The sequence below is a fragment of the Bifidobacterium sp. ESL0728 genome (genome assembly GCF_029392015.1).
Lineage (GTDB): Bacteria > Actinomycetota > Actinomycetes > Actinomycetales > Bifidobacteriaceae > Bifidobacterium.
Genome location: NZ_CP113925.1, coordinates 1,642,622 through 1,658,411, shown reverse-complemented (window position 1 = coordinate 1,658,411; position 15,790 = coordinate 1,642,622). Strand labels below are relative to the sequence as shown.

Genomic DNA, 15,790 nt, shown 5'->3' with positions numbered 1-15,790 from the left:
GCCTTCGCTGCTCCGTCACTCGCCACGCCACGGTATCGTAGCCGCGCTATGGTATTGGGTATGCAACAACGAGATGGGAAACAATCGCTTCTGGACGGGTGGAACAGCCCCCCGAATCTGGTGACCTACACGCGCATCGTGCTGGTCCTTATATTTCTGTGGGCCGATATCGCCGCAGGTTCATGGGGGCAACGCAATCCGTGGATGCGTTTCGCCGCTGCAATGCTGTTCATTGTGGCTGCTTCGACCGACAAGCTCGACGGCTGGATGGCCCGAACGTACAACCAGGTCACCGAACTCGGCAAGCTGATGGATCCCATCGCCGACAAGCTCCTGATTTGCTCGGCGCTGGTCGTCGCCTCGGTTTTCGGCGAGGTGCCGTGGTGGGTGACGGTCCTCTTCCTTATCCGTGAGATCGGCATCACTGTAATGCGTTTCTTCGTCATCGATACCGGTGGTAAGGTCATCGCGGCGCAAAAGGCCGGCAAATACAAGACGCTGACCCAGTGCATCGGCTTGGGCATGTTGCTGATGCCAGTCTGGGCGTTGTCCTCGAAGATCACCAATCCTGGATTGGTCGCTTTCGCAGGCGGAATTCCAACGTTTTCGCATGTCGGCGCGGGCATTCCCGTTTGGTGGTCGTGCTATTACACCGTCACCGGTCTGCTTATTTTCGTTGCGCTGATACTGTGTCTTTATTCCGGTTATGTTTATGTCCGCAATGTGGTGAGGGCGCGAAAAACCAAGTAAGAGCTTGTAGAATCTGCCCCAAACCGACCGCCGACCGAACGGCAAGCGGGTTTGGGGCGTTTTTATAGGTTTGGATATCGGATATCCTTAAGACCTATAAAACGCTTGTTCAGGAGGAAATATGCGGGAATATGTGCAAACGCCCGATGGCGACTCGCAAGCCATACAGGATTTTGAAGGCATGGTCTCAAGCGGCGCGGTTTCCGAAATCCAACCACGTTGCGACGAACTGGCGTCTCGGATTCTCGACGGGGCCAAGTCTCGCAATTGGAAGATCGCAGCGGCCGAATCCTTGACCGGAGGGTTGTTGGCGGATGCTTTCGTACGCATCCCCGGGGCCTCCGACGTCTTTCTCGGTTCCGCGGTAACCTACGACATCAAGGCCAAGGCGAGTGTGCTGGGCGTGGACGGCGATTTGTTGGATAAAGAAGGTGCCGTGCACCCTGAGGTGGCCCGACAAATGGCTTTTCGCACCTCCCGGCTTTACCGTCAGAGACAATATGGTGATAGAGTTCTAGGACTATCGACCACAGGTGTGGCCGGTCCGGGCCCCGATGGCGACAAACCAGCGGGTCTTGTCTATATCGGTATCAGTGTTCCCGCTAACACCGGTGCCGATGCCCGTCGGATCGTCGCGGCCAAATTGCGGCTTTCCGGCTCGAGAGAAGAGGTTCGGAGACTTACGGTATTTAATGTATTGCAGCTTGTGACGCAGCTCACAACGCTCACAGAGGAATAAATGCTCCCCTCAGCTGTTGATGAAAGTGACAACATGAACAGTACAACGGATAAGAGGGGTGGCGTAATGGAAACGATGACTCGACCACAGGAGCAGATGGGAATGAACACGCTTGCATCAGGGGCGACGCGCCCAAGCAATGCGCGCAACAGGGATTTGACCCCTGCTCAGCGACGCGCGGTGGCTTTCGCACAACAACAGGTTTTGAAGGCACGTGCGGCCAAGAAGGCGAAGGATGAACGCCAGGCGGTACTCAACAGGATGTGGCAGGAAGAGGATGCCGAGCAGTCCAAGCCCAGGGCTGCCGCGCGCAAGCACGAGAGCGACGGCGAAAGCCGCGACATCTCGTTGCGTGAGGCCATCGGCCATGTGCTGCGCGACCTGCGTACCCGCGACCACAAGACCTTGCGTGAGGTCAGTGAGAAGGCCGGTGTCTCGCTCGGATATCTTTCCGAAGTCGAACGCGGGCAGAAGGAGGCCAGCTCCGAACTGCTTGCGTCCATCGCCGAATCGCTTGGGCTGAGCACCGCGCAGATGCTGCGTATGGTGGCGGATTACCTCGATTACAACGAGTCGTGACCTGCGGTTTCATAACCATTTGAATAGTTGAAGGGTCCATCGGCATTGAGCCGGTGGGCCCTTTGCTTTTGTCGGATTCGATTTCATGTTTCACGAGATTTGAATTTGTGATATCGGATATTGCGCATAGGTTGTTGCTTGCGATTCCGGCATTGTCGGCGGTGGCCTCCAGAATTTCGCGGACAGATTCGTATTCATCTGCGCTGATAGACTAAGCGTCGTGAAAGAACGTGAATTTTGGCAGTTGCTGGAGGAAGTGCTGGGGCGCTCATACGGGCGTTCGCTGGCACGCGATCAGGTGCTGACGGCGCTTGACGACATGACGGTGGTCGAAGCGCTCGCCGCTGGTGTCGAGCCGCGCGTGGTGTGGAACGTCTTGTGTGACCAGTTGCAGGTTCCGGATTCGAAGCGTTGGGGCAAGGACCACAACGCGCCGCCGCTTCCGGCGAAATAAATTTTTATCATCACATGTCCCTTCCGGCGCGTCCATTCGAACAAATGTTCGCATGTTGTTCTATGATTATTTTTGACAGCAGGAACGAATAAACGGGGTTAGAGGCTCAAAAGCCCGGAAAACCACGGCGTGTCGAAAAGGCAAGCATTCGACCACATAACCCCGTTGAGCTTGCATAAGTGACGGTTGGCTCCGTATTCTGGTAGTGCAGGAGCGGACGTAAAGGAGAACGATGGCACAGCAATCAAAGACCGCGAAAGGCGGCAAAGCCAAGAACGCCGAGCCCAAGGCCAACGGTGAGCACGGCATCGATCCGCGCAAGCAAGCCGCGCTTGATACCGCGTTGAAGCAGGTTGAAAAGGACTTCGGCAAAGGTTCCGCGATGCGGCTTGGCGACAAGCCCGTACAGAACGTCGAAGTCATTCCCACGGGTTCGCTGGCACTTGATATGGCGCTGGGAATCGGGGGGCTGCCGCGTGGCAGGATCGTTGAGATCTACGGCCCCGAGTCTTCCGGCAAGACCACGTTGGCGCTGCATGCGGTGGCCAACGCTCAGAAGGCCGGGGGAGTGGCCGCCTACATCGATGCGGAACACGCGCTCGACCCGGTCTATGCCAAGAAGCTTGGCGTCGATACGGATCAGTTGATCATCTCCCAGCCGGACAACGGCGAGCAGGCGCTTGAGATCGCGGACATGCTGGTGCGCAGCGGCGCTCTGGATGTCGTGGTCATCGATTCGGTGGCGGCTTTGGTCCCGAAGGCCGAAATCGAAGGCGAGATGGGCGACAGCCACGTCGGCCTGCAGGCCAGGCTCATGAGCCAGGCGCTGCGCAAGATGACCGGTGCGCTGGCCCAGTCCAACACTACCGCCATCTTCATCAACCAGCTGCGTGAGAAGATCGGTGTCTTCTTCGGCAGCCCGGAGACCACCACCGGCGGCAAGGCGTTGAAGTTCTATGCCTCCGTGCGTCTTGACATCCGTCGTATCCAGACCTTGAAGAACGGTGACGAGGCCATCGGCAACCGCACCAAGGTCAAGGTCGTCAAGAACAAGATGGCTCCGCCCTTCAAGTTCGCCGAGTTCGACATTCTTTACGGGGAGGGCATCTCCAAAGAGGGTTCCGTGCTCGATATGGCCTTGCAGTGCGATGTCGTCAAGAAGTCCGGTTCTTGGTTCACCTACGAGGGCGACCAGCTGGGGCAGGGGCGTGAGAACGTCCGCCAGTTCCTCAAAGACAATCCGGCGCTGACCGACGAGATCGAACGCAAGGTCAAGATCAAGTACGGCCTTATTCCTGATGATTCCAAGCCGGCTGACGGTGGCGATGGCGAAGCTGCCGACCCGGCTCCGGCCGATGCCAAGGGCGGGGCCGGTGCTTCTGATGGCGAAGGCAACGCCTCGTCATCAGATTCGGGCTCGAAAGTCTGATTAGCCGGAGTCGGTTCCATGATCAGCGTCGAGGAATTTTTGCAAGGTCGTCATTTGCCGGATGCTTCATCCGGCGATGGCGATCACGCTCGAACTGATGCGGATGATTCCGTCCGTTTGCAGGATGCCCAATACGCTGCCGCATCCGATTCATCAGGTATCGGGACAATGGGCGGAGCTTCTTTGACGTCGGGTGCCCGCCAGTCGGCGGCTGTCCGGGAAAGTCGAGACGGTTTTGACAAGGGTGAGGATGCCCCTTCTGCTGATTGTCATGGTGCCGGTGTTTTCTTGGCCAGCAGTGCCGGTAAGTCCGCCGACGCCTCCAAGCCTGCACGATTCAAGCGCCCCAATCGGGCCCATACCCATGCGGTTGCGGTGACCAGCAATTACACCAGCGGTTTTGGTGGCAGCCTCGATGCCGAAGACACGTTCAATGGGTCACATGGACGCAAAAAATACGGCAAATACGGTCGCGGGCGCGGACGCCGAAATACTCGTTACCGCAAATACCGCAGCGGAGCGCCCATGAAACGTGTGCCGGACGATCCGGCTGACGTTGATGCCTGCCGAGAGGCGGCGCTGACTCTGCTTGATGCCGCTGCGCGTTCTTCCAGTGCGCTTATCAAACGGTTGGTCGACAAGGGCTATGACCCGGTGGTTGCTGAGGATGTGGTGATGCGCCTGGTCGATGTCCATCTCATCGATGATGAGGAATACGCCCGTAGTGTGGTACGCAGCTGTGCCGGGCGGATGCTTGGTTTTCGGGGCACCACCATGGAACTCAAGCGCAAAGGCGTTGACGATAAATTGGCGCAGAACGTGGCGGCCGAAGCTCGCGAGCAGGGCGTATTCGAGGATGCCGCCTGGCAGTTGGGACGCAAAGTGGCGGCGAAGACGGAAGGCTTGGAACGTGAGGTCCGTCGCCGTCGTTTCTGGAGTGCCGGAGGGCGAAAAGGCCACGATCCGGAAACCTTGCGCCGTGTGGCCCACGAGTTGTTCGATAATCAGGGAATCGCCTGATTCTTTTCCGGCGTATGCACAATTCGGTATAAGTCTTCCGACGGGCGTTGTTTGATGTTGGGCAACGGGCATCGGTTTCCATGTAGTTCGTGAGTCTGCAATTTATCCGATGCGTCATACGTGGGTAAGATTTTAAGCAAGATGATGTTTCGCTTGCATTGAATTGGTGTAGGGAATGTCATTGTGGAATACTGCTTTGTATCCAAAACTGAAAAGTGAAGTGAGACCTCGTATACCCCGGGTTCTGTCATGTGTTGCCACACGGATGATCATCCATCTCGACCTGACGTCGCCGCCAGGCTCCAGCAGCCTACCCGAAGGCCGGGCGAGCAGCCCGTGCCGAAGCCTATGGCTCCGACGTGCCTTCTGCTTGGCCTTGCTCCCGATGAGGCTTGCCAGCGGCCATCTGTTGCCAGTGGCCCGGTGGTCTCTTACACCGCCGTTTCACCCTTACCCGACCGAAGTCGGGCGGTCTGCTTTCTGTTGCGCTTGCTCTCAGGTCACCCCGGGCGGACGTTATCCGCCATCGTGCTCTATGGAGCCCGGAAGTTCCTCAGCCGGCTCGGAAAACCGAACGCGGCCGCGACCATCATGAGGTCTCACAAATACTCGATTATAGCAAATGAGAACGCTCGGCGTTGCGGAAAAGCGAACGGCGTATTTTTCGGGCAACACCCAGCTTGCCTCAAGGTAAGACGCTAGACTGGAACTAGCAGCATAGCAGTAACGTGGCTGCTGGCACATCAGGCGGGGCAGACCCGCCGAACCTAACAGGAGGTCGACCATGGATATTGTCGTCACCGGACGTCACATGCAAGTCAATCAAAAGTTCCGTGATGTAGTGGACACGAAGATGAAGCGTGTCACGTCGATTGCCCCGGACGCCGCCCGCGCCCAGATCGTCGTGTCGCGCGAAGGCAACCCACGCCAGGCCGACACCGCCAAGCGCGTCGAGATCACCATCGAGGCCGGTACCACTGTGGTACGCGCCGAAGCTTCAAGTTCCGACGAATACAGCGCCCTCGATATCGCCTTGGATAAGCTGACGCTGCGTCTGCGTCGCGTACGTGACCGTCGCAAGAGCCATCGTCCGACCCGCAAGGAACAGAAGACCGTCGATATGGGTGTCGTTCCCATCGACGAGCCGATCAACCCCGAGCCCACCGCATTGCAGGAACCCGAAGAAGTGGAGCATCCGCTTTCCACCGACCTTGGTCCCGGCGAGAGCGTCGAGGTGCAGGTCGGGGACACCCCGATCGTCATCCGCCGCAAGCTGCATATCGCCGAGCCGATGACCATCGACGAGGCGCTCTATGAGATGGAGCTCATCGGTCACGACTTCTTCCTGTTCGTCAACAGCGAGACGAACCGTCCTTCCGTCGTCTATCGCCGTCACGGCTGGAGCTATGGCGTCTTCGAAATCGACACCGCCGAAAACGTCAAGAAGGCGCACAAGGCCGCCAAAAACAAGAAGTAGGGACGGTCGGATTCCAGACTGTCTGGCTTAGCCAATAAGACACACAGGACTGGACTCCATTGATCAGCCTTTGTCGGCCCGCCGGAAAATCAACCGGTGGGCCGATTTATATATAGTTGAAAATCACTATATTTTACAGGTGTCGATCGTCGATAACGCAAAAAATCTGCGCCGTCGCGTAAGATGAACAATAGTCTGTGCCAAGCCTCGGTTGGCTTGGTCTTGCTCGTTTATGGGAAACGAACTAGGGAGCGAAATTGGTAGATATCGTCGATAAGGCCCTGCGTATGGGTGAAGGCCACCAAATCAAGAAGCTTGAGAACGTGGCCAAGGCGACTAATGCACACGAGGACGAGATCGCGGCGCTGAGCGACGAAGAGCTTTCCGGGCAAACCGCCAAGTTCAAGCAGCGTCTCGACAATGGCGAGGATTTGGACAAACTCATGCCCGAGGCTTTCGCGACGGTTCGCGAAGTCTCCAAGCGTACGCTTGGCCAGCGGCACTTCGACGTGCAGCTGATGGGCGGCGCCGCCCTGCACTGGGGCAACATCGCCGAGATGAAAACCGGTGAAGGCAAGACCCTGGTCGCCACCCTTCCTTCATACCTGAACGCGCTTGAGGGCAAAGGCGTCCACATTGTCACCGTCAACGACTACCTCGCCAGCTACCAGAGCGAGCTGATGGGCCGTATCTTCCGCTTCCTCAAAATGAACGTCGGCTGCATCATCACCGACCAGAAGCCGGCCGAACGTCGCAAGCAGTATGAGGCGGATATCACCTATGGCACCAACAACGAGTTCGGTTTCGATTACCTGCGTGACAACATGGCATGGGAGAAGAACGAGCTGGTGCAGCGCGGCCATCATTACGCCATCGTCGATGAGGTCGACTCCATCTTGATTGATGAGGCACGTACGCCTCTGATCATTTCCGGTCCCGCCGAAGGCGGTGTGACCCGTTGGTACCGCCAGTTCGCAAAGCTCGTCACCAAGCTCACCCGCGACGAGGATTACGAGGTCGACGAGAAGAAGAAGGTCGTCGGCATTCTCGACCCGGGCATCACCAAGGTCGAGGATTTCCTTGGCATCGACAATCTTTACGAGCCCAGCAACACCGCGCTGATCGGTTACCTCAACAACGCCATCAAGGCCAAGGAACTCTTCCTGCGCGATAAGGACTACGTCGTCACCGGCGGCGAAGTGCTCATCGTCGACGAACACACCGGCCGTGTGCTTCCCGGCCGTCGTTACAACGAAGGCCTCCATCAGGCCATCGAAGCCAAGGAAGGCGTCGAGGTCAAGGCTGAGAACCAGACGTTCGCAACGATCACCTTGCAGAACTACTTCCGTATGTACGACAAACTTGCGGGCATGACCGGTACGGCAGAGACCGAAGCCGCCGAGTTCAATAAGACCTACAAGCTGGGCGTGCTGCCGATTCCGACCAACAAGCCGATGATCCGCGTCGATCAGGACGATTTGATCTATCGTACCAAGAAGGAAAAGCTCACCGCCATCATCAAGGATGTGGCCAAGAGATACAAGAAGGGCCAGCCGGTCCTCCTGGGCACCGCTTCCGTCGAATCCTCCGAGGTCGTCTCCTCGCTGCTTGACGTGGCGGGCATTCCTCACCAGGTATTGAACGCGAAGCACCATGAGCAGGAAGCGGCGGTCGTCGCCATCGCAGGTCGCAAGGGCGCCATCACCGTGGCCACCAACATGGCAGGCCGTGGTACCGACATCATGCTCGGCGGCAACGTCGAGTTCCTCGCCGACCAGAAGCTCAAAAGCGAAGGCTATTCCGCCGACGATACTCCGGAGGAATACGAAAAGCGCTGGCCCGGCACCTTGGCCGAGATGAAGGAACAGGCCAAGGATGAGCACGAAGAGGTCACCAAGCTTGGCGGTCTTTACGTGCTTGGCACCGAACGCCACGAATCCCGCCGTATCGACAACCAGCTGCGTGGCCGTTCCGGCCGTCAGGGCGACCCGGGCGAGTCCCGCTTCTACCTGAGCCTCGAAGACGACCTGATGCGCCTGTTCAACACCCAGCTTGTGGCGCGAGTCATGGCCAAGGGTCTGCCGGAGGGCGAGCCCATCGAGTCCAAGAGCGTTTCCAAGGGCGTGCGCACCGCGCAGAAGTCCGTAGAATCCCGCAACTACGAAATGCGTAAGAACGTCCTCAAGTATGACGACGTGATGAACAAACAGCGCAAGGTCATCTATTCCGAGCGTCAGGCCGTGCTGCGCGGCGTCGACATCCACGAGGATATCCTCCGCTTCATAGACGAAACCGTCGAAAGCTACATCAAAGGTGCCAACAACAGCAGCGACAAGCCCGACGAGTGGGATTGGGACGGTCTGTTCAGCGCGTTGAAGACGGTCTATCCGATTAACGTTGAAGAGGACGACGCCAAGAAGAAGGCGGAAGGCCTCAAGGGCGAAAAGGCCATCGACGCGGTCAAGGAATTCATTGTCGATGACGCCAAAGAGCAGTACGCAGGCTTCGAAGACAAGATCGGTGCCGACGGACTGCGTCAGCTCGAACGTCGCGTCGTGCTCGCCGTGCTCGATAAGAAGTGGCGTGAACACCTCTATGAGATGGATTATCTCAAGGACGGCATAGGTCTGCGTGGCATGGGCCAGCGTGACCCGCTGGTCGAGTACCAGCGCGAAGGCTTCCAGATGTACAACAAGATGATCGACGCCATCAAGGAGGAGAGCATTCAGCTGCTCTTCCATGTTGACATCGAGCAGGTCGCCAAGACCGAGGATGCAGAGGCCGAAACCGCGGAAGCCGAGTCCTCCGCCGAGGATGAGGCCGTCGACGCAGCGGCACAGGCCGCCGGAGTCGGGTCTGTCGATGACGGTGAAATTGCGGAATCCCAAACCACGGTCGCCTCTGCTCCGGCCGACCCGGATGCCGCCGATGAGGATGCCGACGAGGCAGATATCGCCGAAGAGACCGAGGCCGGCACCATCAAGGAATCCGATGATGATGCCGAGGAAACCGAGGCGAACACGATTGTCGAGCCTGGTATCGTCGGTCCGGAACCGCTGAGCCACGCCGAGGGCAAAGTCCCCGCCAACAAGCGTCCAAAGGCCGAAGAGCTCAAGAGCCCTTGGGCTGACGGCAGAACATTCCCCGGCACCAAGAAGAACGCCCCGTGCCCCTGCGGTTCTGGTCGCAAATACAAGATGTGCCATGGGCAGAACGAAAAGAAGTGAAGTTCTCGATGACTATTCGTTAGCGCCCCGTTAGTGAATAGGAGAAAATGGCGGTTGACAGTTCAATATGTCAGCCGTCATTTTATTTGTATGTTCAAGATAATCGGCATCCACCTATATCCGTCAGAAAAATAATGAAAATACCGGTATAACACAGGATCTCAGGCTAATTGGGATTAATTGGCATTGTGCTTTGTGCCGGTTTTGGCAGAATCTGATTAATGGATTCCCAGTCGGTCAGACCCTTGAACCGTCATCGAAATAATCGGTCTGTGTCTGTCGAAATCCCTTGTGCTTGGTGAGCAACCCCGCCCCGCCGATCAAGGCGCACAATCCGAAGACAAGGCCCATGATGGCGGCGAATCTCGGGAAGAAGACCGCGGCAATCAGCCCGGCGATGCCGATAATCAACAATCCCCAGAACACGACCTTTACCGGGTCGAGGTGTCCGAGGTCGGGATTCGGCGGCGTGAAATCGTCGAAGCTGTCCATGACGTCATCGGTATCCAGCCAGCTGGAACCTTCGAAATCGCGGGGCCCGTGTGGTTTCGATGACGTTGACGATGACCCGCGTGCAAAGGAATCCGGCGTGATGTCGTCAATGGAAAGCAGGGCTTTCTTCTCCTCGCGTTTTACGTGTTTCTCGAAACGTTTGGCGTTACGGGAGCTGCTGATGTCGCCAAGATCGTTGGCGTGTTCAGCTTCGAACTGCTTCCAGTCTTCCTCAAGTGCCGCAGCATCATAACGGGTGTTTTGTTTGCTTCCGGCCGTACCTGAAGCGGCGTCGGAATCGGCGTTTTCTCGTTTGTCGTCACTGTTGTTGCTATCCTTGAGGCTAGTCATATCGACCACTCTAACTCAGCGGTCGGCCAATTGTGTGAACTCGTGCATGCCGTGAGATGTGTACGAATCAGGGAGGGAAGAGCTCGTGCTCTATTGGTTCTTTGTGAAGGGACTTGGCCCGCTTGCCCGTTGGCGCATGCATCCGAAAGGCGTCGGCGTTGAGAACATTCCGAAAACCGGTGGTGGCATCATTGCGTCGAACCATCTGGCCGTCATCGACGACGCGCTGATTCCGTTGACCAGTCCGCGCATGATTCATTTCATGGGCAAGGCCGAATATTTCGAAGGCAAGGGCATCAAAGGCAAGTTCATCAAATGGTGGTTCACTTCCGTCGGCGTATTCCCGGTGGACCGTTCCGGCGGCTCGAAATCGCTCGGAGCGCTGGCCCACGCCCGTGAGATCATCGAAGACGGACATCTTTTCGGCATTCATGTGGAGGGCACGCGTAGCCCCGATGGCAGGCTTTATCGTGGCCATACCGGCGTGGCTAAGCTTGCCTTGGAAACCGGTTGCTGCATTATTCCCACCGCCGTTGTCGGCAGCAGGAAGGTGCAGATGCCTGGCCAGGTCATCCCGAGTTCTGGGCATACCAAGGTGATTTATGGCAAGCCGATAACAGTCAAGAAAGTCGATCCCGGCACCATCACCCACGAGGAACTCCGCGAGCTGACCGACCATGTCATGGCCGAAATCGACAAGCTCAGCGGGCAGGAATACGTCGATGAATACGCCCAAACGGTCAAAGCTCGAATGGCAAAGAAGCAACAGGCCAAACAGGTTACCGCTAAAAAGCGGTGATCAAAAAAGCAGTGATCAAAAAGCAATGATGTCAGTGATTATGCCATTGAGGACTTGAGCGGTGCGAATCTGCAATGAGAGAGGTGGGCGCGTCGCTTAAAGCCTGAGGAGCCTCAAATCAGTAATGATGAAAGCAATCACGTTGTCTCGTCAGTGAGGGTCCTTAAGTCTTGTAATAATTGCAGTGATGGCATAGTTCAGTAATTGAAAATTATCAAGTTCAGACGATAATCCCTAAACCACGGTAAGCGTGACAATGGTGGGATTGCCGTCATCGCCGCGCACACGGACTTGTTGGCCCGGGTCCGGGGACTGGAAACGAACCTGATGGGTGAGGTCGCCCAACGGTGCGGAAATTTTGACCTTCAACCCCAAAGCCTCCAACGTCTTCTGCGCATCATTCTCGTTTTTCCCGCGTACGTCGGGAACGGTCACCGTTTCGGGGCCCTTGGAGACCACGACATCGACCTTATCGCCCCAATGCAGTTGTGTGCCGGCCTTGACGGATGTGGAGACGATGGAGCCGGACGGCACCGAATCGCTGAACGCCTCGCTGTAGTTCGGCTTGAGTTTCGCGTCATCGAACGCCGCCTGCGCGTCATCCTTCGTGCGCCCCGTCACGTCGGGCATGCTCACCGGCATCGGCCCCTTGGAAAGCACGAGTGTCACCTTGCTGTTGTGTGCAATGGTCGTTCCGGGTTTGGGGGACACGGATTTCGCTGCGCCTTCGGGCAAGTCTTCGGAGTATTCGTCCTTGCTTGTCTCGTGGACGATATTGGTGAAACCGGCCTGGGAGAGCGTTTCCATCGGTTTCTTGCCGGCGGCGCTCGACGGGTCGAGGATATCCTTGGGTATGGTGATGTGGCGGACACCCTTGGAGACGACCACTTTGAGTTTCGCGTTGGTGCGCTTGCTCACGTGGCCTCCCACGTTGCCCGGGTCGGTGGAGATGACCTCGCCCTTGCTCACCTTGTCGCTGAATTGCTCGGAGACATCATAAGGCACTCCGGCCACTTTGAGCGTGCTCTCGTAGGGTTTCCATTTCACGTCGGTGATGCGGCAAGCTGAGTTTTTCGCGCAGCTCAGATCTTCGGGCTTGGGCAAGCTGTAGTAGCTGCCGGGCCCGAGGAAATACCACCATGCCACTCCGCAGGCGGCGAGCACGGCAAGAAGCGCCAGAATAATGGTCGTGATGACCACCGGCTTGCGCAGTCTTGAACGCTTTTGAGGCTTGGTCTTGGCAGCTGGGTTATTGCCGGCCATATCTTTGCCCTGTTCGGTTTGAGGTGCATCCATCAAGCCGATGGTTATGGTCGGATTGTTCGCGGCCGCCGTTCCGTCATTGGCCAAGGTGCGTCCGTCAATGCTCTGCGTGGCGGCATTGGGTGAGGATTGGCGCTCGTAGGTGCCTGCAGGCACCGTCTGAGTCGCGGCGAATGTCGAAGGGCCGGTCGAAGCCGCCCTGCCCGTTGAAGATTCCGGGGTTGCGAAAGCGTTGGAAGGCTTGGAGGTGTCGGATGTTTCATATGCCGGGGATGACGTCGAAGCAGGGATGGGTTGTCGGGCAGTCGAACGTATGACGTTTGTGTCAGGGGCGGGAGCGGAAACCGGTGGCGCAGGCACTTCCGCCTGGTATGCTGCGGGTTCGCCGGCGTAGTTCGGAGTGGATGCTGCGGCATCGGTATCGTTGCGATTCCAAGCGTTTGTGGGGTCACTGGTAGATGAAGTGGACGAGGTCGAGGAACCATCGTGGGAGATGCGCGAAGGTGCAGTGTTTTGAGCCCCGGCTGCCATAGGTGCCGCAGCGGTGCCGGCCAACGGGGACGTGGTTCCTTTCGCTGCCGCTCTGCTATCCCCGCTTTGGGGAATATAGCGGTATTGCCAGCCATCGACGCCGATACGCGAACTCAGGGTCTTAAGCTCCTGCAAAGCCGCCGCCGCATCAACGGGACGGCCTTCCACCGCTCGGGCCGTCAGATGGCTCACAAAGGCCGAAATTGAAGGGTCTATGCCAAGGCAGACGGTCTCAAGCGCCGGCACGTCTTCGTGGACGTGCTTGAAGACCATGGTCACTGGGTTGTCCGAAGTGAAAGGAACCTGCCCGGCAAGCATCTCCCAGGCCATGATGCCCACGGAATACAGGTCGCCCTGCGGCGTGGCGAGGTTGTTCTCGATCATCTCGGGAGCCAGATACGCCGCGGTGCCCAGCAGCATGCCGGTAGTCGAAAGCGTTGCCTCGCTCATTGCCTTGGCCAGTCCGAAATCGGTGATCTGCACGCGACCGCGGTCGTTCAACAAAATGTTCTCGGGTTTGATATCGCGATGGACCACGCCGGCACGATGGGCGCTCGCTAATCCATCCAAAGTTTGGGAAATGATGCGTACCGTCTCGTGGACGCTGAAGGTACCGCGCTCGCTCATTTCGTGGCGCAGGTTGACGCCGTGGACGTACTCCATCACCAAGTAGTCGCGTCCGCCGGCGGTTCCCGAATCATAGACCTGAACGATATGCGGGTTGCTGATGGCCGCCGCGCTGCGGGCCTCGCGGTGGAAACGGGCGACGAACTGGTCGCGGTGCGGGCCCTGCGCCAGCTGCGTGTGCATCACCTTGATGGCCACCACGCGTTCGAGCCGTTCGTCTTTGGCCTTGTAGACCGTAGCCATGCCGCCGTCCGCAATCGGCCCCAGGACGCGGTAACGCCCGTCGATCAGCTGGGTCTGCGGCTCGTTTTCGACTTCGCTCATGGCTTGGTTGTGTTCCTTGGCTACTAATGGGTACGAATGCCTCAATGTTACATGCCGCAAGGTACCAGAAGGATTATGGCAAGTCAGGCGGCAAGAAGATTTTCTCTTTGACTGTTCTCCGCCGGTGCCGGGTGATTTTCCATCGGTGCGTTACGGCATGGTTCTGTGGAAAGGAATAGACGTGGATCGCCTGAGATTATAGGGGATGAAGAGGATGTGGCTATCTGAGATCATGTGCGAATGAGGCGAATGCCGATGAACAGGGATTATGAGGAAATGAAGCGAATGTGAATCATCTGGAAGTACAGGCAATGAAACTGGCTCGAATCGTCTGAACCCACTGAGAGGAAGCGGGAATAGATCATCTGAGGTTGTCAGGGATGAAGCGCTCGCAGGCTTGAGCCAGGATCTCGTGGCTTTCCGGCGTTTTTATGGTCCTGTCTATTGCGGATTCCGTCTTATGGCAAAGATCCTGAATACGGCGACGAGAGGCATCGATCGCCCCGGTGGAGACGAAGAGGTCGAGCACGTTGCGCACGTCGGTATCACTTCTGGTCGGTTTGTGATATGTATTGATAAGTGTGTCGCGACCCGTTTTGTCCGCAGCTTGCAAGGCATCGGCAAGCAGAACGGTGCGCTTACCTTCGCGTACGTCTCCGCCGACCGGCTTGCCGCTGTTTTTGCCGGTCACGTCGATCAGATCGTCGGCCAGCTGGAACGCCACGCCCAACGGCAGACCGATGCCTCGTGCGGCCTGGTGGGCCTCTTTCGGAGCCATTCCCGCCGCACATAGCCCGAGTCCGAGAGGAGCGATGGTGGTGTAGCTTGCCGTTTTCCATGCGAAGACGTTGAGCGAGGCGTCGATCAGCTTGTCAGGTTCGTCAAGGCTGATGTTCTCCGCGCCCAGATCCAACGTCTGGCCGATCTCGACTGCCCGCTGCATCTGAAGGAATGTATGCAGATTTTCGTCGGCATATTGCAATGCAGGGTTTTCAAGAGCGGTCGCGGCGATGTCGGCCGAGGCCGTGGCAAGCATATTGCCAAGCATCAGTGCCAGCCCGGTTCCGAAATTGTCCGGTCCGTTTCCTTCGTTTTTGCCTGCCAGAGCCACATGGGCGCTGGGCCGGCCGCGGCGCAATGGCGAATCGTCGATGATGTCGTCGTGGATCAGGGCGCTGGTCTGGTAGATTTCGATGGCGCAGGCCAGATCGAGCATGGCCGGGGGAATGCCGTCGGCTTGAGTGTCATGGTTGGCGGTTGAAGTATTTGCATTCCCGTTTTGCGTTGTTGTTTCTTTTGAAATTTTTCCTGTGGATACGTTGTCAACGCCATACGCATCGAAGGCAGCCAGAGCAAGCAATGCACGGAGCCGTTTGCCGCCGCGATTCGCGGTCAAACCCTCGTCGAAGACGGCCTGCAAGGTCGCTTGCAGATTCGTCGCCACGTCATTGCGGCCATTGACGTGCATCCATTCCTTGCAAAGTTCGCCTATACGTCGGTCGATGACACGGTTATCCACACTTGCTTGCATAAGTCCCAAGATTATCCACATCAGCCTACTTGACTATTCACATCACCCATTTGCCTCAAGGTACGGCGGATTTCCAACGCTAAGAGGCATTCGACCACAGTAGTCGAAATCGACACGGAAAACAGGCAAAGTGTGCCATAGTGAATCGGACAAGATGCTTTTACCTTGTTTCCGGTAGATGCCGGGAAAAGGGAAAT

At 57.4% G+C, this 15,790-nt stretch carries 12 protein-coding genes and 1 other RNA gene; 9 read left to right on the top strand and 4 right to left on the bottom strand.

Going from position 1 to position 15,790, the window contains the following annotated elements:
* Positions 1-60 precede the first annotated feature (60 nt).
* From pgsA to OZX67_RS06435, 6 genes are all read left to right on the top strand, one after another.
* Positions 61-750 carry a CDP-diacylglycerol--glycerol-3-phosphate 3-phosphatidyltransferase gene (gene pgsA / locus OZX67_RS06460; protein ID WP_277141882.1) on the top strand — a complete coding sequence of 230 codons (690 nt, stop codon included), beginning with the start codon at positions 61-63 and terminating at the stop codon, positions 748-750.
* A 208-nt stretch (positions 751-958) separates the two neighbouring features.
* Positions 959-1,489: a CinA family protein gene (locus OZX67_RS06455; protein ID WP_277144980.1), complete on the top strand. Its 531-nt coding sequence runs from the start codon at positions 959-961 to the stop codon at positions 1,487-1,489.
* Between the two features lie 66 nt (positions 1,490-1,555).
* Positions 1,556-2,068, top strand: a complete 513-nt coding sequence (locus OZX67_RS06450; RefSeq protein WP_277144977.1) for a helix-turn-helix transcriptional regulator — start codon at positions 1,556-1,558, stop codon at positions 2,066-2,068.
* A gap of 220 nt (positions 2,069-2,288) precedes the next feature.
* Positions 2,289-2,522, top strand: a complete 234-nt coding sequence (locus tag OZX67_RS06445) for a DUF3046 domain-containing protein (protein ID WP_277141881.1) — start codon at positions 2,289-2,291, stop codon at positions 2,520-2,522.
* Between the two features lie 232 nt (positions 2,523-2,754).
* Positions 2,755-3,951 carry a recombinase RecA gene (gene recA / locus OZX67_RS06440; protein ID WP_277141880.1) on the top strand — a complete coding sequence of 399 codons (1,197 nt, stop codon included), beginning with the start codon at positions 2,755-2,757 and terminating at the stop codon, positions 3,949-3,951.
* 525 nt (positions 3,952-4,476) lie between these two features.
* Positions 4,477-4,971, top strand: a complete 495-nt coding sequence (locus tag OZX67_RS06435; protein ID WP_348519622.1) for a regulatory protein RecX — start codon at positions 4,477-4,479, stop codon at positions 4,969-4,971.
* Positions 4,972-5,188: 217 nt separating this feature from the next.
* On the opposite strand, the gene rnpB is transcribed toward OZX67_RS06435, so the two are convergent.
* Positions 5,189-5,573: RNase P RNA component class A (gene rnpB / locus OZX67_RS06430), an RNA gene on the bottom strand.
* A 182-nt stretch (positions 5,574-5,755) separates the two neighbouring features.
* Here rnpB and raiA point away from each other — a divergent pair.
* Together raiA and secA are read left to right on the top strand one after the other, a co-directional pair.
* Complete coding sequence (raiA, locus tag OZX67_RS06425; RefSeq protein WP_277141879.1) at positions 5,756-6,448, top strand: ribosome-associated translation inhibitor RaiA; 693 nt, start codon at positions 5,756-5,758, stop codon at positions 6,446-6,448.
* Positions 6,449-6,705: 257 nt separating this feature from the next.
* Positions 6,706-9,675: a preprotein translocase subunit SecA gene (gene secA, locus OZX67_RS06420; RefSeq protein ID WP_277141878.1), complete on the top strand. Its 2,970-nt coding sequence runs from the start codon at positions 6,706-6,708 to the stop codon at positions 9,673-9,675.
* A gap of 237 nt (positions 9,676-9,912) precedes the next feature.
* On the opposite strand, the gene OZX67_RS06415 is transcribed toward secA, so the two are convergent.
* Entirely contained in the window at positions 9,913-10,518 is a 606-nt protein-coding gene (locus tag OZX67_RS06415; RefSeq protein WP_277141877.1) for a DUF308 domain-containing protein, read from the bottom strand.
* A gap of 85 nt (positions 10,519-10,603) precedes the next feature.
* On the opposite strand from OZX67_RS06415, the gene OZX67_RS06410 reads away from it, so the two are divergent.
* Positions 10,604-11,317, top strand: coding sequence for a lysophospholipid acyltransferase family protein (locus OZX67_RS06410; RefSeq protein WP_277144974.1), 714 nt, complete (start codon positions 10,604-10,606; stop codon positions 11,315-11,317).
* Between the two features lie 234 nt (positions 11,318-11,551).
* Here the strand turns inward: OZX67_RS06410 and OZX67_RS06405 are convergent, their stop codons facing one another.
* Entirely contained in the window at positions 11,552-14,062 is a 2,511-nt protein-coding gene (locus OZX67_RS06405) for a Stk1 family PASTA domain-containing Ser/Thr kinase (RefSeq protein ID WP_277141876.1), read from the bottom strand.
* A gap of 361 nt (positions 14,063-14,423) precedes the next feature.
* Positions 14,424-15,593, bottom strand: coding sequence for a polyprenyl synthetase family protein (locus OZX67_RS06400; protein WP_277141875.1), 1,170 nt, complete (start codon positions 15,591-15,593; stop codon positions 14,424-14,426).
* Positions 15,594-15,790 lie beyond the last annotated feature (197 nt).

Bases quoted from the DNA above. Each gene is read 5' to 3' on its own strand.
- raiA (WP_277141879.1), top strand. From the start codon at position 5,756: ATGGATATTGTCGTCACCGGACGTCACATGCAAGTCAATCAAAAGTTC.
- OZX67_RS06435 (WP_348519622.1), top strand. From the start codon at position 4,477: ATGAAACGTGTGCCGGACGATCCGGCTGACGTTGATGCCTGCCGAGAG.
- OZX67_RS06405 (WP_277141876.1), bottom strand. From the start codon at position 14,062: ATGAGCGAAGTCGAAAACGAGCCGCAGACCCAGCTGATCGACGGGCGT.
- OZX67_RS06400 (WP_277141875.1), bottom strand. From the start codon at position 15,593: ATGCAAGCAAGTGTGGATAACCGTGTCATCGACCGACGTATAGGCGAA.
- OZX67_RS06415 (WP_277141877.1), bottom strand. From the start codon at position 10,518: ATGACTAGCCTCAAGGATAGCAACAACAGTGACGACAAACGAGAAAAC.
- pgsA (WP_277141882.1), top strand. From the start codon at position 61: ATGCAACAACGAGATGGGAAACAATCGCTTCTGGACGGGTGGAACAGC.
- recA (WP_277141880.1), top strand. From the start codon at position 2,755: ATGGCACAGCAATCAAAGACCGCGAAAGGCGGCAAAGCCAAGAACGCC.
- OZX67_RS06450 (WP_277144977.1), top strand. From the start codon at position 1,556: ATGGAAACGATGACTCGACCACAGGAGCAGATGGGAATGAACACGCTT.